Source organism: Duganella caerulea, assembly GCF_040362985.1.
In the GTDB taxonomy this organism is placed as follows: domain Bacteria; phylum Pseudomonadota; class Gammaproteobacteria; order Burkholderiales; family Burkholderiaceae_D; genus Rugamonas; species Rugamonas vulcania.
Map to the genome: position 1 here is coordinate 420867 of NZ_BPWJ01000001.1, position 22691 is coordinate 443557.

The 22691-nt window shown below is 55.0% G+C and carries 21 protein-coding genes; 12 read left to right on the forward strand and 9 right to left on the reverse strand.

Going from position 1 to position 22691, the window contains the following annotated elements:
• The first annotated feature begins 330 nt into the window (after positions 1 to 330).
• Positions 331 to 1332, forward strand: coding sequence for a hypothetical protein (locus ACUJB0_RS01785; protein ID WP_444843705.1), 1002 nt, complete (start codon positions 331 to 333; stop codon positions 1330 to 1332).
• A 31-nt stretch (positions 1333 to 1363) separates the two neighbouring features.
• Here the strand turns inward: ACUJB0_RS01785 and ACUJB0_RS01790 are convergent, their stop codons facing one another.
• The gene (locus ACUJB0_RS01790; RefSeq protein ID WP_444843706.1) at positions 1364 to 2365 is read right to left on the reverse strand and encodes a hypothetical protein; all 1002 of its coding nucleotides are present in this window, start codon (positions 2363 to 2365) and stop codon (positions 1364 to 1366) included.
• A 407-nt stretch (positions 2366 to 2772) separates the two neighbouring features.
• Complete coding sequence (locus tag ACUJB0_RS01795) at positions 2773 to 2997, reverse strand: helix-turn-helix domain-containing protein (RefSeq protein ID WP_444843707.1); 225 nt, start codon at positions 2995 to 2997, stop codon at positions 2773 to 2775.
• Positions 2998 to 3243: 246 nt separating this feature from the next.
• Here ACUJB0_RS01795 and ACUJB0_RS01800 point away from each other — a divergent pair, with 246 nt between their 5' ends.
• Complete coding sequence (locus tag ACUJB0_RS01800) at positions 3244 to 3612, forward strand: hypothetical protein (RefSeq protein ID WP_444843708.1); 369 nt, start codon at positions 3244 to 3246, stop codon at positions 3610 to 3612.
• Positions 3609 to 3821: a hypothetical protein gene (locus ACUJB0_RS01805; RefSeq protein ID WP_444843709.1), complete on the forward strand. Its 213-nt coding sequence runs from the start codon at positions 3609 to 3611 to the stop codon at positions 3819 to 3821. The genes ACUJB0_RS01800 and ACUJB0_RS01805 overlap by 4 nt, the downstream gene beginning before the upstream one ends.
• A 320-nt stretch (positions 3822 to 4141) precedes the next feature.
• On the opposite strand, the gene ACUJB0_RS01810 is transcribed toward ACUJB0_RS01805, so the two are convergent.
• The 5 genes from ACUJB0_RS01810 to ACUJB0_RS01830 form a co-directional block, all read right to left on the reverse strand.
• A complete protein-coding gene (locus tag ACUJB0_RS01810; RefSeq protein WP_444843710.1) occupies positions 4142 to 5515 on the reverse strand; it encodes a TniQ family protein in 1374 nt (457 codons plus the stop codon).
• Between the two features lie 20 nt (positions 5516 to 5535).
• Positions 5536 to 6537, reverse strand: a complete 1002-nt coding sequence (locus tag ACUJB0_RS01815) for an ATP-binding protein (RefSeq protein ID WP_444843711.1) — start codon at positions 6535 to 6537, stop codon at positions 5536 to 5538.
• A 2-nt stretch (positions 6538 to 6539) separates the two neighbouring features.
• Complete coding sequence (locus tag ACUJB0_RS01820; RefSeq protein ID WP_444843712.1) at positions 6540 to 8507, reverse strand: hypothetical protein; 1968 nt, start codon at positions 8505 to 8507, stop codon at positions 6540 to 6542.
• Positions 8504 to 9202 carry a hypothetical protein gene (locus ACUJB0_RS01825; protein WP_444843713.1) on the reverse strand — a complete coding sequence of 233 codons (699 nt, stop codon included), beginning with the start codon at positions 9200 to 9202 and terminating at the stop codon, positions 8504 to 8506. The genes ACUJB0_RS01820 and ACUJB0_RS01825 overlap by 4 nt, the downstream gene beginning before the upstream one ends.
• A gap of 1607 nt (positions 9203 to 10809) precedes the next feature.
• A complete protein-coding gene (locus ACUJB0_RS01830) occupies positions 10810 to 13155 on the reverse strand; it encodes a KAP family P-loop NTPase fold protein (protein ID WP_444843714.1) in 2346 nt (781 codons plus the stop codon).
• 203 nt (positions 13156 to 13358) lie between these two features.
• Between ACUJB0_RS01830 and ACUJB0_RS01835 the strand changes: the two genes are divergently transcribed.
• Positions 13359 to 14087 (forward strand): DUF2971 domain-containing protein, encoded by a 729-nt coding sequence (locus ACUJB0_RS01835; RefSeq protein ID WP_444843715.1) that lies wholly within the window; start codon positions 13359 to 13361, stop codon positions 14085 to 14087.
• Positions 14062 to 14754 carry a hypothetical protein gene (locus tag ACUJB0_RS01840; protein ID WP_444843716.1) on the forward strand — a complete coding sequence of 231 codons (693 nt, stop codon included), beginning with the start codon at positions 14062 to 14064 and terminating at the stop codon, positions 14752 to 14754. Before ACUJB0_RS01835 ends, ACUJB0_RS01840 begins: the two co-directional genes overlap by 26 nt.
• A 215-nt stretch (positions 14755 to 14969) precedes the next feature.
• Here ACUJB0_RS01840 and ACUJB0_RS01845 read toward each other — a convergent pair whose 3' ends face one another.
• On the reverse strand, positions 14970 to 15815 hold the full coding sequence (locus tag ACUJB0_RS01845; protein WP_444843717.1) for a hypothetical protein: 846 nt from the start codon (positions 15813 to 15815) through the stop codon (positions 14970 to 14972).
• Positions 15816 to 16318: 503 nt separating this feature from the next.
• Here ACUJB0_RS01845 and ACUJB0_RS01850 point away from each other — a divergent pair.
• The 5 genes from ACUJB0_RS01850 to ACUJB0_RS01870 all read left to right on the forward strand — a co-directional run bounded on the left by ACUJB0_RS01850 (position 16319) and on the right by ACUJB0_RS01870 (position 20123).
• Positions 16319 to 16984: a TetR/AcrR family transcriptional regulator gene (locus tag ACUJB0_RS01850; protein ID WP_444843718.1), complete on the forward strand. Its 666-nt coding sequence runs from the start codon at positions 16319 to 16321 to the stop codon at positions 16982 to 16984.
• An 8-nt stretch (positions 16985 to 16992) separates the two neighbouring features.
• A complete protein-coding gene (locus ACUJB0_RS01855; RefSeq protein WP_444843719.1) occupies positions 16993 to 17898 on the forward strand; it encodes a DUF2867 domain-containing protein in 906 nt (301 codons plus the stop codon).
• Complete coding sequence (locus tag ACUJB0_RS01860; RefSeq protein ID WP_444843720.1) at positions 17895 to 18626, forward strand: class I SAM-dependent methyltransferase; 732 nt, start codon at positions 17895 to 17897, stop codon at positions 18624 to 18626. Before ACUJB0_RS01855 ends, ACUJB0_RS01860 begins: the two co-directional genes overlap by 4 nt.
• Before the next feature lie 345 nt (positions 18627 to 18971).
• Positions 18972 to 19502, forward strand: coding sequence for a glycosyltransferase (locus ACUJB0_RS01865; RefSeq protein WP_444843721.1), 531 nt, complete (start codon positions 18972 to 18974; stop codon positions 19500 to 19502).
• Positions 19503 to 19694: 192 nt separating this feature from the next.
• Positions 19695 to 20123 (forward strand): hypothetical protein, encoded by a 429-nt coding sequence (locus ACUJB0_RS01870; protein ID WP_444843722.1) that lies wholly within the window; start codon positions 19695 to 19697, stop codon positions 20121 to 20123.
• Positions 20124 to 20127: 4 nt separating this feature from the next.
• On the opposite strand, the gene ACUJB0_RS01875 is transcribed toward ACUJB0_RS01870, so the two are convergent.
• Positions 20128 to 20334, reverse strand: a complete 207-nt coding sequence (locus ACUJB0_RS01875) for a hypothetical protein (RefSeq protein ID WP_444843723.1) — start codon at positions 20332 to 20334, stop codon at positions 20128 to 20130.
• Positions 20335 to 20416: 82 nt separating this feature from the next.
• Between ACUJB0_RS01875 and ACUJB0_RS01880 the strand changes: the two genes are divergently transcribed.
• Together ACUJB0_RS01880 and ACUJB0_RS01885 are read left to right on the forward strand one after the other, a co-directional pair.
• Positions 20417 to 22015: a hypothetical protein gene (locus ACUJB0_RS01880; RefSeq protein WP_444843724.1), complete on the forward strand. Its 1599-nt coding sequence runs from the start codon at positions 20417 to 20419 to the stop codon at positions 22013 to 22015.
• 137 nt (positions 22016 to 22152) lie between these two features.
• Positions 22153 to 22644 (forward strand): hypothetical protein, encoded by a 492-nt coding sequence (locus tag ACUJB0_RS01885; protein ID WP_444843725.1) that lies wholly within the window; start codon positions 22153 to 22155, stop codon positions 22642 to 22644.
• Positions 22645 to 22691 lie beyond the last annotated feature (47 nt).

The window sequence follows — 22691 nt, forward strand, 5'->3', positions numbered from 1 at the left end:
CGCAGGTCAGCGGTGGCGCATTACCACGACAAGTTTCACGTTCTTAAAGTAAGAGGTCACGGGGTGGCGGAAGGATGTCGGCCACCCAGATAGTGCAGGTTTGACCGTATCGGATTGCCGGAAAACATATCCTTCCAGATCGTTAGCGTGAGCTGATGCTCCAACGATGTCGGAGTCAACGGTGAACGTCTGCACATGGCCAAACAATGGGGCAATCTCCATGAGACAATAGGCTTATCTAACAATGTATAGCTAAGTATATTCACGTATAGGCCGTTGCGGATATACATCATTATATTTAAAATTCTCCATCCATCTGAAGGATGCTTGATGACAACGACGTCCCCCGTGCCTGCCGTGCGCCATTACGACATCAAGGTATCGAACCCGTTTGTTCCGGACGGCGCGTATAAGCAGGGCCTGACTATGGTGCTACCTCGGCTCTTTCAATTCTTGAGCGAGGGTGAAAAGCACGACATCATCGATAACAAATTACGGCTACGACATAACGGCGCAGACCAAGCGCAGTACATCCAAGGCGCATGCGAACTAACCATCTGTTCATGGTTTGCCAACCAGGCACTGCATACTTCGTCAAGGTACCAGTACGAGCTTCAGGTCGTGCCGCCGAAGGACGTCGACTGCGCCCTTTGGTACAAAAACATTCAGTTCAACCTTGAAGTCAAATGCGCGGACTACCGGCATCAAAACCAGATCGATGCAGGAGCCGGATTGAAAGTCAACGGGTTCGGACGACTGGACGATTTTGAAGAGTTCACGGCCAGGCTGGCAGCTGCCATGTCCAATGCCCCTGACCCAGTCACTGTCGCCAAAGCCAAACATATGGACTGCAAACTGAAGGATTTTCTGTTGAGCAGCCAGGAAAAATTCGGTTGCCACATTGATCCGGAGCACTTGAACGTGCTCTACGTTTGTGTCGACCATCCGATGGACATGCAGAAGTGGCTCTCATATCTGCAAGGCCCCCGGGGGTTGTTCACGCCCGACTCGTTCGAACCTCCCGCCAGTTATGCCAACGTGGACGTCGTTGTGCTGACCAATCTATACCACCGCCACCATGACCTCGACAAAAAGAGTTCGTTAAGCGACCATTGGATCCTGGAGGCCGCGTTCAACATCGCCGTGGCCAATCCTGCTAGTACGAAAACGCAGCGATTGTTTGCTGCGTTCGCGGAAATCGCGCCGCTTGATAACGCCGGCCTGGAACGATTCGCGGCCACGCTCGACGATCTCAGCGGCAAGCTGGCGCTGTCGTATTATGCGAACGAGCAGATCAGCAGGGGCATCCACAAGTTCCAAGGTTACGCTTGAGGTCGGCCAGGCGCACGACCAGCGTGCTTCGTTAAAGGGATGACGCCGGATCGAACCTCACGAGCCCACTGCCCACCTCCCCGCCGGGCATTCTCCCGATCTCGATTGTAAGCTTGGAGAGAAAGCGGCTTTGTCGGGTCATCCACTTGAGTAGTTGCACCTTCCCATCCTTGCCCGCAATTTCATCGTTCCCGGTTTTATGCGCGGTCAGCATATCCTGTACCGTGCCTGCGGCAAAGTCGGCGACGCTCAGCAAGTCGTCAAGGTGGGATTTTTCTTTGAATGCAACGGCCGCCCCGACAATGTCGAATTGATGATCGCAATACAAGCTCAAGGTTGATACAAGGAGTTGACGCGTATGCTCAAAATTACGCTTCTTACCCTGCGCATTGACAGCGTCGCTATCGCAGTACCACAGGACTCGCTGACCGCTTTGCGTCACCAATGCCAAGAGCATTGCGATTGTGTGGCAGATGCGAAGTACCCGCTCACCGGTGGCCCCATCCCATTGGCCAAACCCTTCCTTCGCCAATGTGAGCGAAATCAACTCATGCGCCTGTTGCTTGGTTTGGGCAAAGACACTGGGAACATCCTTGTCGATGGCGACTGTCACGAGCACGCCATGAATCTTGGATTCGACCAGGCCGAGAAAATCGGGCAGCGCACGTAACCTCGGTCCGTACTGCAAGTCCTTGAAAGCAAACTCGCTGTACGGAGAGAGAATTTTATGTCGGCCACGCAACTGCTCTACCTCGTGCCGGAATGGGCCAACTTTGTTGTAGGCCATGACCAGGAAGGAATAGGTCGCAAAATGTGCGCCGCTATGCTCGCCACCGAAATCGGACATGATGGCAATTTGGGAATCGGCCGAAAAGTCGGGCAGCGAGGAAATCTGGCCGATCGCATCCCGCATGAGATGCGCGAAGTATGAGTACTCTGGCGTGAGCTTCGGGAGCTCGAACGGCCCTCTTTTGGCAATGATCTGGCCGGGATTGCTAGAAAAGACCGGGCTGCGTGACAGTATCCAGTGCATACCCGATCACGGCCTACATAACGCAGACGCTACGTTGAAGTGCAAGCGAGCTTCGAAACATGACAATGGCCTGTCGGTGAGGTCACCTTGCTCATAATAGCACCGGCAAAAATGTGACCCCGATGGTACGCCGCCGGCGGCCAACATACCGGAATTACGTTCAATTTGCATCGCTGCTCCGCCGACGTCGAACTGATACTGTTAGCTGGAAAGAATACGACAATATGATATTCATCATAGCACGCGGCCCTGGTTTGGATACCCTACGCTAAAGCCATCTGGCAGCAAATCATAACCATTTGATATCGCGTATGCCGCGTTATTTGCGCGCCGCTCTCTCGTGCAAATGCATGGAATCCCATGTGCGCCTGGCGTGCTCGCGATGGTCCTCATCGTCACGCAGTGCCTTAGAGTTGCTGCTCTACCGCTTCAATGACCGACGAAGGTCGCACGCCCAGCGCCGCGCAGAGCTTGAAGATCACGCGGATGGACGGCTGGTTCACGCCGCGTTCGATCAGACTGACGAAGTTGCGCTCGACACCGGCCTCAAGGGCAAGCTGCTCCTGCGATAGCCCCGCCTCTTTGCGAAGGCGGCGCAACACAATACCGAACGCGATCGCTGGATCGTCCAAAAATTTCCTCCCAATATATTGGGAGTGATCTTCGTCTTAGGGTATTATTTCGTCTTCACAATATATTGGTAATTTTTCGGAAATCTGCTGCGACGTAAAAACCACCTCGGCAAAGAGCCCTTGGGCCATAAAGGGACGGCGCTGCCGCTAAAGGAATTTGTTATGTTAAGAACAATGGATGACCACGCCATGCGTACCATCCCTTCGCTACATGGACTTGGCACCAGGATGTGGAGGTCGGTAACGATGGGGCTTCGCATCCCTTACTACTTCGTCTGCCACGCGGTCAAGGAAGACGGCATATGGCTGCACGAGAGCTGTCTCTTGTGGCGCGAGGCGGACGTTATCGACTTCTGCCAGGACGTCGTCCAAGACGTGCACCGCAAAATCTCGCAATTGAGCATGTTGGTGCCTGTGGAAAGCGGCCGATGGGTGATGGAGGAAGTCGAGGAAATCTGGACCGCGCCCGCCGCGGATGAACAGGCGGCCATCTTTTTGGCGCATGATCGTCGCCAGCTAGGTCACGCGACCGACACCCTGCTCGCCCCCTTTGACCAAACCAAACAGAAAATTTACGCCCGACCACGGGCACGCCAGAAAGGAACTATACGATGAAATTTTTCGCCATGATGGCCATCGCACTGTGCGCGGGCGGCTGCTCGCGGTCCGATGAGCGGGTGATCGTCTATGTCGATTCCAAAGAAGCACGGGATAAGGGTCTTGAGGTGATTGCTAAACATCAGCGTGATCTGGCGGAATCGGACAAGATGCTTGACGCGGAACTTGAGGCTGCCAAGAACAAGCCAACAAAACCGATCAAATGAATTCCGCGGCGTTGTTCTGCACGCCATCGCAAAACCAGCAGGTTTTGAAAAAGCTTGAGTTTTCATACACTGCTAAGCATCAAGAAGATGCAGAGAAATTATACGCCCCCCAATTATCCCCTTCATCATTCCCGCATCGGCAGTGTGCGCCAGAGCGCAGTCAGCGGTCTGTTAAAGTTCGCTCGTTGGCGGTAGCGGAAGTCACTGGGCCACAAGTTGGCGCGGTTACGGGAAAGGTGCCGAGTGTTGGTTTCTTTTTTTTCGGCGAAATTGGGCTAGTGACGGGAAACGAAAGAATCGCTTTCCGTCACCGCTGTTTCTTACTTCAATGGCTCTTGCGCTCGAAATCCAAGCATGCGTGAGCGCAAGTGATGTTGCGACCAATTCGGAAACAGTTGCAGGCCCGGAATAGCCAAGGTTACCGCCTCCCCTTCCGCCCACACCTCATCGGGACGTTCGAAGACCCCGCTCATCCACCGCTCGCCCATCCGGTGCCACACCGTATTGCGTAACAAGACCATTTGCTCAGGCGTGGGAGTCGTCCTCAAGTGGGACCACACGGCGTTCACGCTGAAGCGGCGGGCGATGTGATACCACGCAGCGAAGAGGCTGAGATAAGCGGCATAATATGCAACACGCGGGCCGTCGGTGCCGACCCAACGAATATTCAACCAGTTTTCACCGAGCGGCTGCGCTGTGTGGAGAGGCCGCAGCACAGCGGTATCCTCCATACCCAAGATCCCCTCACTTTGTAGCCGCATAAATCCCATGGCCAGAAGCTCTAGCGCCAGCGTTTGAGAGCTACGTACGTTGAAGCGTTCAAGGAGAGTGACTGCCTCCAGTTCGGTGATCCCAAGCTTGGAGCAGACACGCTTGAGTAGCACGCGCAAGGTGTGCCGATACATTAAGGTCTCCTTGGGCGACGCCACCTTATAACGCAGTCCGAACTCAAAGGGCTTGCGCGGAGCAATCTGGCAGCGCCAGACGAGACGGGATGTCGGCGGCCACGTGTTTGCGTTCGTCGAGATCTCCGGCACATCGTCCACGCGTCGGTCATCGAGCGCGCGCAGCAGCATCTCAGGGCGGCACCAGGCGTGTTGAAGGCTCCGGTCAGGCCGCCACCTCATACCGTTGATGTCGGTACGCCGCTCAGCTGAGCCTGCCAGCCAGGCAGCGATCGGCGCGAGCCGGTCATGTACAAAGGCGATGCTTTCCCGCAACCGCAGATGGCCCTGCCAGTCAGACATCGCGCCGGCACACGGTTTGTTACAAGCCTTGCATTCATACGGGCGACGATGCAAGCATTCGTTCTCTTTCACCTTCGGCGTCGGCTTGCCGCATGACTGGCATTGTGTCTGCAAAACCACGCCGTGCATGGGACAACTGTGCACCTGCCAATATTGGAACAAATGGGTGTGGTAAAGATCTTGAAGGCAGACGGGACAAAAGCGAAATCGCGGGCTGCACCACGTATTGCCATAATACGGCCTACCCGTTTTCAGATCCGCGATAACCTGGCCGTACGTGTCATCGGCAAACATCTGCAAATCGAGCTTGCGACCGATGCCAGAGCGCGTAAAACACTTGATCATCAGGTTCGAATCGAGCGCATTGTGCCAGGCAAAGCGCTCAAGCACACTGGTCAGCGATTCGAACGGCATAGGCATCAAGTCCCGGCCAGTCCATTTTGCCATCTTAGGCGTCCTCATCATTATCACACCTCGCGATCAGAGGTGGACCGGCGATCGGCCAGATCCGAGGCTTGCTTGATCAATGCCTCGCCCAATGCGTTGAGCCACGCATCGGGAGGTACGACGAACTCAGCGGAATCGATCGAAGCCATTTCCACCAAAAAAATGCGGATGGCTGCAAACAGTTGCCGTGTCGGGAACGCGGTGCGGCCCCCACCCTTGTAACGAAGAATTTTTTTGAGCGTCTTATCGCAGTTTTCCGTCTGCTGCACCAGGCGAAATCCCGCTTTATATGCCTCTGGAACAAAGTATGCAGTCCAGGTGGCGTCAGAATCGATCGGGTATTTGTGCGTATCGATGGCGGTGAAAATAGCCTTGATGTCGGCTGCCGAACTGCATTGGCGCATCTCTATCTTGCGAAGCCCGAACCGGGACAGCAGATCAAGCCTGCGACAGAAGGCCAGGTCCTCCAGCACGATGTCCAGCTCCGGGTGCTGGCCCATCAACACCGTGATCAACTGGATAGATTCGTCTGCCAAATCGTTGCCGACATCCTTCAAAAACAAGAAGTCTTCGCGCTTCATCGCGTTCGCCTCATCGATCATCAGCACGATAATATTTTTGCCTTCGACGCGTGCGCCGTCGGCCAGGATGCGCAGCAGGCGCTGCCGTAAGTCGAACGTCTCGCCGCGCTGCTCCCGGTGGCCGACCGAGGCGAGAAAATGCTTGAAGAAGGCCCGGATCGACGGGTACTGCTGATTGTGTGTGCTATGGGTTAGCACGCAGATTCCCGGAAATTCTGCCTTGATGAGTGCTTCGAGTACCGTTAGCGCCATCGACTTGCCCGCGCCGCTGGGCGCAAGGAAAGCGATGCTCATTTCCCGCAAAATCACCCGCCGTTTGACATGCGCGTACAATTCCTGAATGGGTGGTGTGACCAATGCCGTGTCCTGACTGAACAGTGGGTGCATCATGATTGCTTCAATGGTCGGTGCAACAGTTTGGTCAGCTGGTTGGTCGTTCATTTTCAGCCCTTTCTTACGACGAAGGTGATGTCAGGAAGCGAGTTCAGTCCTAGTGGGTCGGCCACGCGTACCGGTTGCGATGGTGTGACGGCTTTCGGCGGGGGACTAGCTGGCGTGGCGTGCTTCTGCTCCTGACGGCGAGTTCTTTCCACGTCCAGGGCAGTGCGGGAGTCGCCCTGACGTCCCGACTTACCCTTCTTGGCAAGTTGCGCCTCTTTTTCCTTGCGCTGGAGTTTCATGGGGTCTTCGGTATCCCTGTGGTACGACGCCGACATGCCGGCGTTGGTGATCAGCTGGCGTGTGCGCCAGGAGGCAGAACTGGTTGCCCAGGCGCCGGACAGCTTCATTTCTCCCAGCTGCTCGCCCGTCTCCTTCACAACGGCAAAAACGCGGCGGGCCAGCTGTTTGTCGACATATACAATCAGTCTTTTCCCCAGCAGCCGATACGTACTGGCCAGTGTTTCGTTCGTGTGCCGGTGCCGCGCCAGGTTGAAATACGGCAACACACCCTTATCGCGATTGCCCTTCACAGTGACTTCTTCCATATGCATCATCAGCGGGCAGAATTTTTGCACTGCCAGTGGTAGAGGCTGGGGAAACAGACCGCTCGCTGGTGCCTGGAGCGCCAATTCGAGGCGACGTATGGGCGAAATGAACTGCAATCCTTCGGAGGGGCGCTGGTTATAGTCGCGAATACACCGTTTGAACAGTCGGATAAGCTCATTGAGCTCGATGCGGAAAGTAGTTGCCGCGCCTGTGGGATCATCCCTTCTGGTGTCGGACGGGCCGGTTCCGAAGGTTGATGGCAGGCGCTGCAACCCCCTACGGGTAAGTTCCCCAAAGATGCGCTCAATGAGCGAGCGCCGCCACCATGAGTATGCGGGACCGAAATTAATCGTGCATCCGACCGTGCTGATGATGTTGTTGCACACCAGATTAGCCGCATTCGCCCAGGCATTGTCGACGCGCAGCACCGCGAAGCACTGGTGCTTGAGCTCCGGTATAAGCTGGCTAACGACGACGTTGTTGCCTTCGGCCAGGTGCACGTCGCGATCGGTTTCGGGCGATGGCAAGATGGCGTGCTGGATGACTTCGAGGGCGTCGTCCCCGCTTGGGTTAAGCGCCAGCACGATACAAAACCCTGTGACGGCGCCTGAGAGTTCTTCCGCGATCAAACCGAACTGCCAGCGAGCCAACGGCACCTCAAACTCAGCAGACGCGTCGTTTTTGAGAATGATGACCGACGCAGCGTCCACCTTATGGTAGTCCAGCTGGACAAAACTGAATGGACGCAGAACCGGGATTAGCGGCGTTCGCCCGTTGCCCACGCACTGGCGGCGAGCCGCCTCCACCCCAGAGCGCGCCGCGACGGTCGCCCTGGCATTTTCGTTGCGAAACCGGTCGAGATACCCGGCGAGCGACTTGTAACCACAGTTTTTGGTGTTGAACGGCCACTGCGCCTCAGTGAAACCCAAGGCGCGCAGCTGCGCCTTTAATTCGTCGTGAATCTCCCGGATTTTCCTGCGCGCCTCGGGCAACGCGTCGCCCGTGCGCTTTCCCACGTACAGGTCCTTGACCATGGTTTCGATCTCGGGGTACTTGTCGAACAAAGCCCCAAGTGCCCCCGAGCAGCCGCCTGGACCGGAACCCTTGGTGTGCTGCACGGCTTTGGAGCGGGTGTAGCTCTGCACTCGCCATCCTGGGAGGAGCGCCCAGAAGCCTTGAATTTGGCCGGTTGGCGAGAGCGCCAGGCACCGGTAGACCAGCCGCTTAACTTCTGAGCGGCGTTTGCCCGTCATCGATTCGATGTCTTCATAGGGCAGGCCACTGGCATACCCTTCCACCGCTTGCCGTCGGGAGACGAAGCCGCGGCGCCCAGCATCGTCGAGGTGATTGATGTCAGGCGTTGGCCACTGACTCAAATCATTGTACGCGGGGGGGATGATGGTACGAATTTGTCCACGCCTCATGCGTAGGCCCTCCTCAGCACAGTTTGAGGGCCAAACAGCTCGTTTTCCAGGTCGGCGCGCAAATCGCCGCGCTGTAAAGCCTGCGCGACGAGAGCAAAGATATGCGCTGGGTCGGTCTCGGGCAGCGCCACAAGGTCAGCGTAGCGAAGCGATGCCGCCGACAAAAACGCGTTTTTTATCGCTACAGCTTCGCGCGCAATGGACACGGACCGGCAACGTGTAATCGATGCACAAAGGTTCAACCAGTTATCGAAAAGAATCTCGTTGCCCCGCAGGTCCTTTTCCGTCTTGACGTGAAATGTCGCCCCAGATGCGTAGGCCGACTCCTCCATCGCACGGTGCCGTTTGGACAGCGCGGCTGCATCATCGCTTCGGCCCGCCCTATCGCTCCACTTCACATCCCACCACTGCACCCGTTTATCCTGGTAATACACGCGAAGCGATGGAAGTAGATCATCCTCGTGGCCGGCGGCATTGGCATCCTTGACGGCGTAACCGATCACGCTCTGATCGCCCTCCAGCAGCACCACATGCATGAATAGCGGATCGGTGGCGATAGAGAGCCGTTTTTCGGTTTTGGGGGAGTCAAAGAACCAAAGGTTGGTCAACGGGTTCTTGCGATTGTTTACTGCTGAAAAAGTTTTTACTTGGCGCTCCAACTCGGTAGGGGCCAAGGTAACAGTTATTGCATTCATGGCTTTATTCGCTTTCAAAATTGGCCTGTCGGCTATTTAAAGGCGCGCAAAGTCCTTGACTGCACCTGCGAACACAGGCACAATCGACGCGCGATCTAAGTTTTAAGAAAGGGGTTCCGTTGTTGACGCAACGGGCCCTTTTTTGTTTTTTATCAAGACATAGCAAAACCTCCTTCTATTCATAGGATTCAGAGGCTTATATTCTACGCAGATTTTTAAAAGAAACTCAACGCTTTTATTTTGGCCGTCAGGAAGAAGTGCCTTTGAAAAAAACGAAGTTATACATCCCGTATTTCCTCACCTTTCGCAAAGGTGAGGAAATTCTAGAATTTAATTTCACCTTTTAAAGGTGAGTAAAATTCGATATTTCTACTCACCTTTGATACAAATGAGTTTTTACTGGCGCCGCATCCGCTTGCCCCTTTAGCCGTTTTTAAATTTAAAGTTTTGGAATAACTATTCTTTCCAAGTTTATGAATTTATTACAGTTTTTTGACCGGCATTGCGCCAACCTCGACGACTGATATTGGTCAGACTCTGTAATAGCCACCTCCCTGCATTCCCTCACCTTTCATGGATCATTGACCGCTCGCTCGTCATTTAAAAATATGAATATTTTCGGAAGGTCGCTCCCTCCAATTGATTGCCTAAGATCTTCTCATCTCAAAAAAAATTCCGTCTGGAATTTTTTCATAATTGATTGCGTCAAAGTAACGACGCATGTAGATAGGGAAGCCAAACGGTTGTGTTGTATACAGCCAGTTATTTTTCCTGATAACTTGCTTGTCTCGTCCCGGGGGAGACGGGGGAGACAACGATGGATGATCCAGTTCAGGTGAACTTCAGTTTTAGGCTACGTTATGCCCAACGCCCGGTGTGCAGCAACAATCATCGTCGGACTTTGCATTGCCCCGTGGTGACGCCCCGCGCACCTGGCGCTCCGTCAGAAGTAGGCAGGGGCTCCATGAGATCTTGAAAGGACGCATTAAGGAAGCGGTGCATGTACTCCGCGAAGCAGGCGATACCAGAACGCCGACCATCTCGCGAAGCTTTCGGCTCAATGGCTACGCAACAGCTTTGTGTTGGCGCAGATAGAAAAAAACAGAAACCTGTCCACGCTGGCATCGACACTTGGCTATGCGTGTCTCGACAGCATCATGCGCTATAGCGATCCGGTAACGCCCGACCCCAACGTCCTTTACGAAAGCGACTTGCGCAAGGCCAGGGGTTTGGCCACGGACGAAGCCCAGCCTTTCGATAGGATCTAACAGTGCAGGTGCTAGCCCTTACGGCGCAGGTGAGCTTGAGGCCTGTTTGCTCGGTTAGCGCTCACAGCAGCTTGTCGCTATGATGCGCGGATGATTACCTGTTTCGATATCGGCGGAAGCGCTATTAAGCATGCGCCTGCGGCGTAATCGCGATCCATGCTGCTGTAAGCCTGGCCGTCAAATTTTGACCATTGGTCTGGGTGACCAAATCACCGGATACTATGGGCACAGGTGAAATCTGAAAACCCAGCGATCGTGTAAATTTCTCCGCTTTCGAAAACTGCTCACTGTACAAAATATACCTCGCAGAAGCTACAGGCTGCTTAGAATATCACCAGGTTAAATATCGAACGGATCCTGCTCCCTCAAGCCAAGCCACCTTTCGATCGAAGCTTTGAGAGTTTCCAGGTCAGCCCGGTTTTCCGGAAATGCCGAGAGATCAATGGTATCGCATCGAAGTCTGGCTGCATCTATACCAATAAAGTCAGCGATTATGTCCTTGTTAAACCGCTTGTGTGTGGTATAGGTTCGGTCACCATCGGCGTGCGTGGTAACAGTGCCTACCAGACGAGTCGCTATGCTGGCGAATCCTGCATCAGTGCTGATGGCTTGCTCCATCCACGCGCGCGGCTCATCAAGTGATCCAGCATAATCGCGCCACCGATAGAGCAAGGAAACCAGGTCAGGTTCGGAGATTAAAGTTTCAACTGGCTGCGCTCGGTGCCGTATCAAAGCAAGCCAATCGTGCTTCAACGCTTCAATTGTCGGCAAATCCAATGTCGGTTCAAACTGATCAGCGTCGTCCTCGTTTCTGGCAGCCGGATCATTTAGATTAATCATCATTGCGGCTACCGAAAGCGCCTCCGTTTTACGAAGTGCAGCGATGACAAGTTCCCCACGTACATCTTCAGGAATGCGTTTTATATACCAGCTTACGGCTCGCCATCCGGAAATCCAAGGTGAGCCGAACATTCCAACATTGCTGGCACCTGCAAACTTCTGCGCGATCTGGAACATGCCAGGCAAAAGCACGCCGGCGTTCACAACGGGAAGGTCTGCAGCAGACTCATCCAACCTCTCCACCAATGAGTCCAATAGGCCGTCTATCTCCACGCTTGAAATTGCCGCCTCCAGCGCTTCCTCCGTTGCCGCAGCTTCAATGAGCGCAATAAAACGACTATCTGAAATTTCTCCTTCGGCTGTTTGAAGTTCAAAGTATCGGGGGAAATAACGTCCCGTGCAGACACGTTTTGAAGCGAGCCACTTTCGATAAAACCCTTCGGCATACCGCGTTCCGCCATAGGCCCATTCTAGAGTGGGGAACAAATTCGCGAGTGTCTCCCGACTTATGTCGCGCCGCAACTCCGGTACAATCCCAATGAGCTGCTCTGCGGCTACCTTGTTTTCATCATCTCGGCGGTCCCCACCAAACCTGCGTTCTTGCAGAACTAGAGATCTCTCCCGAAAAAGCGCGGAATGAAGATCAGGCTCGAAGACCCGCAGGGTTTCAAGAAGAAGAAAATCGATCAAGTTCACTTCAAATACATCCCCCACGACATGCAAGGGTAAATGTACTGCAATAGATGAAATCAGACGGCGTGCGTCACGCATGTTACGCAGCCTGGGCTGGATACAGCCTACGAATGCGTTGCCCCACCGCTGTTGCGAAACTCCGTTCGCTTCATTGGCATAGGGCTCCGCAAGTTTGAATAGTTCTTCCGCGAATACCGCGTGTACCACCGAGGCCGGCACTGCGGGTAAGTCAAAGCTTGTCTGAACAATTTTCTCTAGAAAAGCGCGGCCATCACCATTGGCAACTGGACCTAAAGCGCTTTCAACAATGCTGGGCTGGAAAAGCAGGACAAAAACAATGTTAGGCAAATTAGCGTTAGCCTTCACCTGTCGTAGGAGCGTCCTAATTTGTTCCGGTTCGAGCCTGTCGATGTCATCGACAAACACCACTAACGGTCGGTCCAGCTCGCGAAGCTGACTTTCCAGCGCTGATCGCACTTTGTTAAGCGGTTCATTTTCTCGGTGATGACGCCCTAAATACAAAAGGACGCGTCCAATGAGCGGCGCTACTATTGCTAACGTGGCCAGCCCCGCGGCTACCTGTGCAGCAGTCGGCAAGTCGAATCCAATGGCGGAGGCTACGACAACAACAGATGTGTTAGTCAGCAGCGAGGAAATCAACTTGCTGCCCCCGCCTGACTCCTTCAACGATGAGCCGGCGCCATTTAGCATCTCACCGTAGCGGCGCAACATTTCTGCGCGGGCCCGTGCTGCTTGCGAATGATCTCCGCCAAGGCGATCCGCGATCTGATTGAATAGGGCCCGCGCGATTGCATCGCCGTCGCCCCATTGCCAGGGATTGAAATCTACCCAATCGGCGCCCTTTTGCTTGGCATCCAGCTTTTCTGTGATCAGATTCTTCAATGAAGATTTTCCGAAACCCCACCCTCCCCGTATCGCGAACACTCTTCCCTCACGCAAGGTGAGCTCAGAAAGCACGCCAGCTATACGCTCGGCGAAATCTGCTCTCCTGAGACGATCTTCAGAGGCGCTGCGGATGGGGGCGTCTGCTCCAATCCCGCTGTCAAGTTGTTCGGCTCTCGACGCCGAAGCAGCGCGCCTAGCTCGATTGCGAGCAAACCAGGCTGATGCCCGGGAAAATATCCGTTTCATAAGCTTCGTATTTAAAAATGAAGCCCATTGTAGCTACAACTTTCCCTCGTTCAAAAATATTTGCTAATGCTCCGTCCAATGCGCGGTCTCCTTTATCGCGTGAGATTTCGCGCATTTTCCAGCTGAGCAAGCTGCTATGCTCAAGGCCAACCAATAGGCTAGTCCAGCATTCGTGGGCAAGAACAATAAAGGAAGGATTAACCGTGACGACAACGCCAACATACCTGCGCCGCTATACGGACCTGACCTCGTTGCTTCATATCTTGTCAGCCCAGGAAATCACACTTCTCGATCCGAAGAGCTGGGATGACCGTAACGACGCTTACTTCATGTCTCAATACAAGGAACGTAAGAGGTTGGAGTCTTTGCTCGCACTATGCTTCTCGCAAGTGCCTGAAACCTATCATCATTGGCATGTTTTCTCCAAAGGGCCGTCAGGGGTTCTGATAACTTTCAATCGCGACCTACTTCTTGACATGTTCAGGAAACACAGGGAACTAAAGTTCGATAGCGTGGATTACCTTACCCTCGAAGAGGCGAAGACCTTTGACTTCGCATTAGATAAACTCCCCTTCATCAAACGATATGGGTATAAACCAGAGAGAGAGCTTCGGGTTATCTTCGAATCAAAGACTAAAAAGCGAGCATCCGTTCGTTTGCCGATTTCCCCGGAGTGTATTCGAAATGTAACGCTGAGCCCATGGTTACATGAAAGTTTACATGACTCTGCAGTTCAAGCAATCCAAGCAATTGATGGATTCAAAAAATTAAAAGTTAACCGCTCAACCCTTATTTCAAACGACGTCTGGAAGGGGTATGCGACTGGCTTACAGTTAGCGTTGGCACAGTTCTTCGCAGGCGCAGTTGGTTCTATACAATGCAGTTTTATCTATCGGAAGGGGACGTATGGAATTTACAAGCTCATTTCTTGATGTACTCGGGCGCTGGATGCGCGGCTGGAAAGAGGATCAAGCCCTTCGTCTAACATTTGTAACGCAGCTGGAAGAAGAGGCAGCAAAACTCCCGTCTTGCTTTCGAACAGTCAATGTCGATTGCTATCGAAAGCGCTATTTGACCCGCGGTGATATTTCTCCTCTAATTCGCGGCGATCTTGATGATGGTGTTACTAGCTGGACGACAGACCAAGGATTTGCAGAATTCTTCAAGGGATTAGAGCGTACAGGCACCATAACAGCTACTATTTTCAAACATCGCCCGGAACCATCAGAAGTTGTCTTGAGCATTGCAGCTCTGTGGGAGAATTCTGAATTCCAAAAAGCCGTTCAAAGATACATTGACAATAACGGCATCCACGCAGAAGCATTTCAACGAATAGGCTCCTCACAGTCAGAGATTGTTCTACGGGCGCGACTTCGATACGACGAGATTATTGCCTTTACCGGCAGAAGTAGTCCGTTTGACGAGCTTTGCGACGCGGCTGGAATTACGCTCAATAATCAGGACGAGGCATGGAAACTTCTGCTTGATCTGAACAAGCAACCAGATACTCCCCGCTATGTATCCCCAGAGGGTGTTAAACGAATTCTCAATAAAGTCGCGGCGACCGGGGAATCATTTGGCATTCGGCTTAATAAATAGTAGGCTGCGAACGGAAACGGCACACCGCGCATCGTGGCGTGCCATCAAAAGAATAGCTTCAAAAAGGTGCCACCATAAGGGTTATCACGGTCACGGTCTTGAACGCTACCATAATCGATACATTCAATAACTGCAAGGCGCTAGAACTTACGAAACATTCACTTTTCACTATTTATTAAAGGCATGCTAGGCGCCGCACTTCTTTAGAAAGTAATTTACCTCGTACGGGTATTCTCATTTGACGTATAAAGACGTAATTCCTGCAACGCATGGTAGAAGCGATCAAGTCGTTCCTTGGCCAAATTTATTACAGCCATGGCCTTCGCTTGATTGACTGGGAAATGGAACAGAGCGATCGGATAGTAGGCTTGTCGATCTCGATCATAAAACCATTCGCTGCCGTCACATTTGATCTCAGAGAACAAACCGCCGAGTGCACTTAGGGCATTTTTCTGAATCTCGAAAGCATGAGAGTCTTGAGCATGGTATGCACTTCCTGCTTTCCAATAAGCTGCAGGGATTCCAGTGCGTGGATTACAGTGACAAGCTCTTAATACTTCTTCGATAGCTTGGATGGATCGCAACTCGATATAGGGTACATGTTGATTAACATTAGCGGATACTTTTGCACATAAGGCCAAAAAGTCATCAACCTTTTGATTTGACTCTGCGACGTTGTAATTCGCTCGCCGGGGAGGCTTTCCGCCGCTTGCAGCTAGCTGTAATACCTTTTCGCGCTGCCACTGTTGCATCAATTCGACTGGAAAAGCTGCTTCATCTACATCAACCTGACGAGCATGCGTGGCACAAAGGTAGACGCCATTATCTAACGCTTTACGTTGTTCATCAGTCCATTCTGGTTTGAAACGAGGGCCACCTTCCTGAGCTGCTGAAGCATGAGCACGCACTCCTACTGAAATCATCCGCGAACCATCTTGACTGGGAAATCGCCCTGAAGTCTCACATCCTGGCATCACACAAATATAGTTAACCATTTCTGCGATTTGATCCCATACCTTGGGGGTAAATTCTGCGCGAGTCATTTTTTCTCTCGTTAACATGATGTGTTACTTTACCACTGACCAAAAGAAAATAGTCGAACTCCTGAGTAGGTCTTTTCTGCACTCCGTCTGAATTTGATATCTGGCATCAACCGAAGAGACAGGCATGGTCGCTTATCCAACATCACAATAAACGGTGGCCAGCCGGCTTTCCGTCACGCAGGCCCAACCATTACGTAAAGCGGGACGGATGCTACTTGGCCTAACATTTACGTCATGGACGCTAATCGGCATGCTGGCTCAACATTTACGTAACCTAGTTTGTACCCGCAACTTGGCTCAACGTTTAGGTGATAATCGCCATGCGCGAAGCGAAAACACGGGCTTTAACCGAACCTAAACGTATAGCCAATCGAAGCCATTGATACCACTTTCACTGGGAAAGTACTTGTTTTTTTTGGCCACAGGTTTAGGTCAGCGCACTTCCACCTCGTTGAATATTTGATATGAAAAATACTGCACAGTGTACAATCTTCAACAACGTACAGCATTCACCGACTCACATGACTTCCGATTCCTCCCAACCTAAAACCAAACCGTCTCAAACAAACGGCGGCCGTCGAGCCCGCAAATTGCATCAGACTAGCGCAGACCTATTGGCCTGCGCCTGGCAATTGTTCGAGGACCAGGGTTATGAGGCGGTGACGATGGAATCCATCGCCCAGGCCGCCGACGTGGCGCGCGGGACTCTCTACAAGCATTTCCCCTGCAAGGAAGCGTTTATTCAGCATCGTTTTCACCACGATTTGATCGCGCGCCGAGCCGAAATGCGCGCCGTCATGGCGACCATGCCGACAGTCGCCGAACGCTTTCTGTATATGTTCCAGAACGAGGCAGCCTATTCCGAAAGCATGCGCCCGTATGCCGCGCCCTATCTCTATCACCGTCTTCGCGGACAGAAAATCCAGCAGCATCCGATCGAACGCGACAGCTTTGAAAGCCTGATTGCTGATCTGATTCGACAGGGCCAACTGGACGGCGAGATCGTCACCGACACCAGCGCCGAACAGATGGCTGAGTACGTGGTCTTTTTGCGTCTGGCTACGCTGATGCGATGGATTGCGACACCCGACTTGCCGCTTGCGCCGCTCTTCGTGGAAATGGTTCAGCTTTTTCTCAACGGAGCCTACCGTAGAGCGGCTCCTACGCAGTTATCCACTTCTAACTGAAAGCCCATATGTCCACTCGATTCAAGAATGCCGCGCTGATTTCCAGCGCCATTTGCTGCGCCCTGTTTTGTATCTGGATGTTCGCTCCCGCCACCCTGCTGCAACTCTGGGGAGTCGGCTATTCCAATTCAGCCGGACTGGTAGCGCGCCGCAACGCTGCGCTCTTTGCGGGGTTCGGTCTGATGCTGTTCTTGGTTCGTAACTCTCCGGCCAGCGAGGCTCGGGCAGGAATCAGCGCCGGTGTCGCGCTGGCCAGCCTGATTCTCGCCGCGCTCGGGATGTTGGAATATCTGAGCGGCGCCGCTGGAGTCGGCATCGGAAGCGCCATCATCCCCGAGATTGCGCTGGCAGTGGTTTTCACCGTCCTCTGGCGGGCTGACCGGGCATTGCTGCATCACATAACGGCCGTGTCGATCCCTCAAGAGTCGCGAATAGCCAAGGTCTATTCCTCGATGAATCTCGCCGACGCGTACTCGATTGAGCTCCCGGTCGGCGCGTCAACAAACGCCGAGCAATTGGCGCGGTTCATGTTTGCCCACCAGCCAGCTTGGATCAACGGCTTGTTGGCGGTTCGAGACGCACTGGTTGCCGGCATCGGTCTCAAGACAACCAAGCAGCTCGAGTCGCTTGGCGCCACGGACAAGGCGAGCCGCGTCGGCTTCTTCAAGATATACAGTTCAACGCCGAACGAAATCGTTCTCGGTGAGGACGACAAGCACCTGGACTTCAGGCTTTCTGTCTTGTGCTCCGGTGGGTCTTCGCCAACAGCTAAAGGGCGCGTCACAATGTCGACAGTCGTCCATTGCCACAACGGAGTCGGCCGGTTCTATATTTTCCTCATCGCGCCGTTTCACCGCTTGGTGGTTCAGGCCAACCTCCGTCGTGCCGCACAAGTCGGTTGGCCAAGCGCATGACCTCCGTCACGGAGCACTACGCAACACACCTTGCCCCGATCTACCTTTGGATGGCGGGCGGTTCTGTCGCAGCGCTTGAGGCCGGCAGCGCGGAGATTGAGGCGCTGAACCTGCCGCTCACTCCAGGAGCCGTCGTCATCGATCTCGGGGCTGGCTTCGGCATGCATGCCATCCCGCTCGCGCGCAAGGGTGCGCGAGTGACGGCTATCGACACGTCGATCAAACTGCTGCGCACACTCGCAGACCTCGGTGACGGCTTGACTATCCGGACCGTCAACGATGAGCTGCTCGGATTCCAGCGCCACATTTCGGAAGCTCCCGCCGCAATCCTGTGCATGGGTGACACGATCACCCATCTGCAGGATTTCCAAGCGGTAGAGAGCCTCGTCGAGAAAGCATCTGCTGAACTGCCGCCTGGTGGCGCGTTTGTCGTCTCTTTCCGGAACTACGCCGAAGCGCTCGTTGGAGACGGTCGCTTCATCCCGGTAAGGAGCGACGACAGCCGCATCCTCACTTGCTTCCTCGAATACGAGCCGGAGTCTATCCTGGTCCATGACATTCTTCACCAGCGCACTTCGGATGGTTGGCAAACGCAGGTAAGTCACTACAGAAAACTTCGACTATCACCTGAGTATCTGATCTCCAAGTTCCAGTCGAGCGGCTTCAAGGTTCGGCGCGAGGCGGGAATGCGTGGGATGGTTCGCCTGGTCGCAACGAAATCCTCCTAATCCGGTCGCGGTGAGCCAGCTTAACGCGGTCCGGACGCCGCTGGGCCTTGCCAAGGTTGATTCCTTTCTGACGCATATCGCCGAGCCCCCTGACCTCTCGGTCACCCTCTTCCCGTCGTGGTTTGCGCCGGCCGTACCTGACTGGCCACGCCAGTCGATTGAAGGCGACTTCCAGTTGTTTGAGGCCGCCACACAGCATGGCTTCTCGGCAGAACTGTCCGCCTTCCTTGCCGCCGGGGGGGGCAACCCCTCGTATTCACTGCGGGCACCGGGAATCTCCATGCAGCGGAGTTCTTTGCCTGCGCCCTCTCGGCGCTTAACAGACTCGGGCGTCGAGCTATCTTTTTGACGAAGGAGCGCGCACAAATTCCGGCCAACCTCCCGGAAGCAGTGCTGTGGCAAGCCTATGTGCCGCTGTCCGCCCTCCTTCCGCATACTGCGGCGCTGGTCCATCATGGCGGCATCGGCACCACCGCCGAAGCCCTGCGCGCCGGCACGCCACAGCTGGTTGTTCCGTTCGCCTGGGATCAATTTGATAATGGCGCGCGCATTGCGTCGCTCGGCGTCGGCCAGGTCATTCCGGCGAGGCGCATACGACCGCGCAAGCTGGCGCGAATGCTCGAGCATCTCTGCAACTCCGAAACCGTGCGCGCTCGGTGCTCGTCACTTGCGTCACGCTTCATGCCGCGGCCACCCTCGCCGTCCGCGTTGTCGATACTTGGCCCGATCCGGCCGGATTGGGCCCCGCGATTAGCAATGGCATGGATGACGCACGCAAGCGGCGCGCGCAGACGCTCCTGCTGGAAGCAGGCCGCCAGGCAACCATGGCCATCGACTACGTTCGTAATGGTGTTTGCCAAGAACATCACCATCTAACTTCAATTCCGTTCAGCAGGCTTTGGTGCCGCAATAGGATACAAAGCGAGTCGGGCAGTCTGCGGCCAGGACCGAAACAGCAAGCTGCGCGGGTGAAACCGGGCTTGACGTTATCTAACAGGCAAGGTTAGTATCTGTCTCATCCCGATATGAACTTGTTTTTGCCTCGTTGGCACAACATAGGAAGCGTCCATGATGCTAACCATCAGAAAGGAACAACTCGAGATGTTCGAGCGTTTCATGTTCAAGAATATGCAAACGCGGGTGGAGCAGACGATAGCGGCAATTTTTCCTGACATCTGCGCCGAGCCGGAGGACCGCGAAGCGCCATTGTTAACCATGCGAGCCAACGCATATTGCAAAGCCATCACGGCCGAGGGGATTGCCGCAGCCGACGCCTTCGGCATGGAGCGGGAAAGCGACATCAAAGCCTTCGTCGCACTCGGTCTGGCGCTGCAGCGCAGCGCCAGACCCGCGCCATCGTGGCTGACGCAATGGCTGGACCGGCCACACGCCGGGCCGCTCAAGCTGGCCATAATCGAATCGCGCCTGCAGCAGCTTGGGGAAAATGACCCGCTGCTGCTCGCCATTGCCGACAGTGTTCGTCGTGCCCGTACCTGAGGTGCTAGATGCCGAGGAAACGACGCAAGGCCAAACCCGGCAGCGCCAGCAGCGCTGCCACCAGCACCGCCAGCAGCACCACCAGCAGTGCCACCAGCAGCAGCAGCACCGCCCGCTCCTCTGCGGCCCAGCCGACATCGGCCACTGTCGCCGGCAAGCGGCGCCGGTCCAGCGACACCTCGCCGGCCACGCCGCGTCCCGCCGCAGACAACGATAATGGCTCAGTCCCGGCCAGCGGCGGCACTAAAAAGACACGCTACGCGGTTAGGGAATGCCCGGAGGTGACCAGCACCTTGGCCGTCGCACTGTGCGATACTGAAGGCGCTCCCATCGCCAATGCAATGGTGACGGTGAGCGGGCCGACGCCCGGCGCCGGCAACACGGACGACCATGGCTTGCTGATGCTGTACAAACGCGCTCCCGGAGATTACCAGGCAACCATCGTCTTGCCTCCGGCACTGGACAAGCGTTACAAAACGCCTGGCAAGCTGAGCTGCAGTGTTGGTATCGACGATCTGCGCGTCCTGTCAGCGATCCTGCAGCGCAAGCCCAAGATCGTATCGATCGATATTCTCGACAGCGGTGGTCGAATCGCGGCGGATAACTGCATCCAGTGGGTCAATTGGAATCGGGACGGCCGTCACCCGCGCCTCAAAGTGAGTTTCGATCAGCCCGGCGCCCATCGGTTCGCGGTCCAATGCCTGCCTGGCGCAGCCAACGCCACCTATAGCGCGGCCGAAGTCAGGCGCAATGTGCGCTTCCGGTACCAGCGCGCCGTGAAGGTCTACACCACTGCTGCCAATGGTACGCTGGTCCTGCCACGCGCCGATTTTCCCCTCACCGCTGCCGGCAATGATTCCTACGTGTTCAGGGCGATGGACATCAATGAGGTGGAAGTCACAAGCCAGCGCCTGCAAACTCGGCGCCTGATCTACTACGTCGAAATCAAAATGAATGGGCTCGCCGCCGCCTTGAGCGGCCACGGGGCTGTCGCACGCGAATTCGCCAAACACGGCATCCAATTGCTCAAATTGCCGTCCGTTAATGTCCCTTATCTACACAACCTGGGTAATGCAGCGGATGTGACAAGGTTCGAAGGCCTGGCGCGCAGCGCCTATAGAAACTCGTTCGCGGTACCCAAGCAGCCGTATGCGCTTGCAGTTGCCTATACGGACCACCTTGCCGTCATCAATCCAAACGTGTTGGTGACTACACCGCGCATCGCGGTGGGACCGAGACGGTCGTCAGTGGTGGTAGCGATTGTCGCCCCCAGCCTGACTTCCACAGCACTGGACGTCCACCCCCTGTGCATGGACGTCGATCCTCGCTTCGACTGGTTTGTCTCGGCTATCTTTATCCCGGATGGGTCGTCAAGAGGGACCGTCATTCCCAAATCCGCCTGTACCCCGATACCGGATGACGCCGGCCAGCCCCAAGTGGCTACCAAGGTCAGTATCAATGTTAGCCAATTAACAGCAGGAGCCGGCACGATCAGGCTGAAGGTCAATGTCGTTGACCGGATGCGCAGCGGCATCGCCTCCATCGGCGGCAACATGATCTGTATTGCCAGCAGGACTTGGTGGGAGAACATAAGCGACACCGAGCTGGTCCAAACGCTGACGCACGAGATCGGGCACATGATCGGCATGGTGCCGAATGGCGTCAGCGGCTTGGACCGTACTGCCACCTGGTACGATGGTCAGAAGGGCCATGTCGGCAACCATTGTTTCAAAGGCCTGCCGGCAACCCAGGCGCGCTACGATGGGAACGGCGACAGCGACCACTCTCTCTGCGTGATGTACGGCTCAGACAATGACCATAGCGACTTCTGTAGCGACTGTGCGCCCGCCGTGCGCAAGCTTGATCTCGGCGACGGTTGGACGCCATTCTGATGCAGAGCAGCCGCTTGCGCCCGGCGCGCATGATCGTCTTGCTACTGCAACTTGTGCTGACAAGCTGCGCCGGCACCGCCACGGCCCATCGGCAACGACCAGGCACGCCACTTCCATCCCCTGTTCCAGGACCCCGTATGACCATTGAAGACAGCCTGTTCCAAACCGTGCCACTCGGCACCAACCAGCAATCCGAATGCTCGCCCACAGACCCCGGCGAACCGTGGCGCGGCGCCTTGATCCGGGCGCCATCCCAAGTCACGCTGCCGGCTTACCGCTTTCCCGTCCCGCAAATGACGCTCAGGCTGCCGCTGTGCGTAACTTTTCGCCTGGAAGCGTCCAGTCTCTACGCTAAAGGTCCGCTCGTCGTGGTCGCCACCGATGTGCAAAGCGGGCGGATATACCGGGGCGAAGTCGTCAATCCGGACCCTCATCCGCAAGCGCCGCGCCCGCAATTCGCCCCTATCGACCCCAAGTTACTGCGGGGCCTCATCATTTCCGGCTATTTCAACCTGAATGTGGCATCGCACCTGCCGCTTCCGGCGATGCCGGCCACCTACGATATTTTGGTTGAGTACGGCACGGTGCAATCGAACCAGGTCCGTGTGACGGTGCTGCCGCCGCAATAGCGCAGCTAGCTATGGCGCGCCGGCAGTCGTGGCGCACCGTGGCGCTA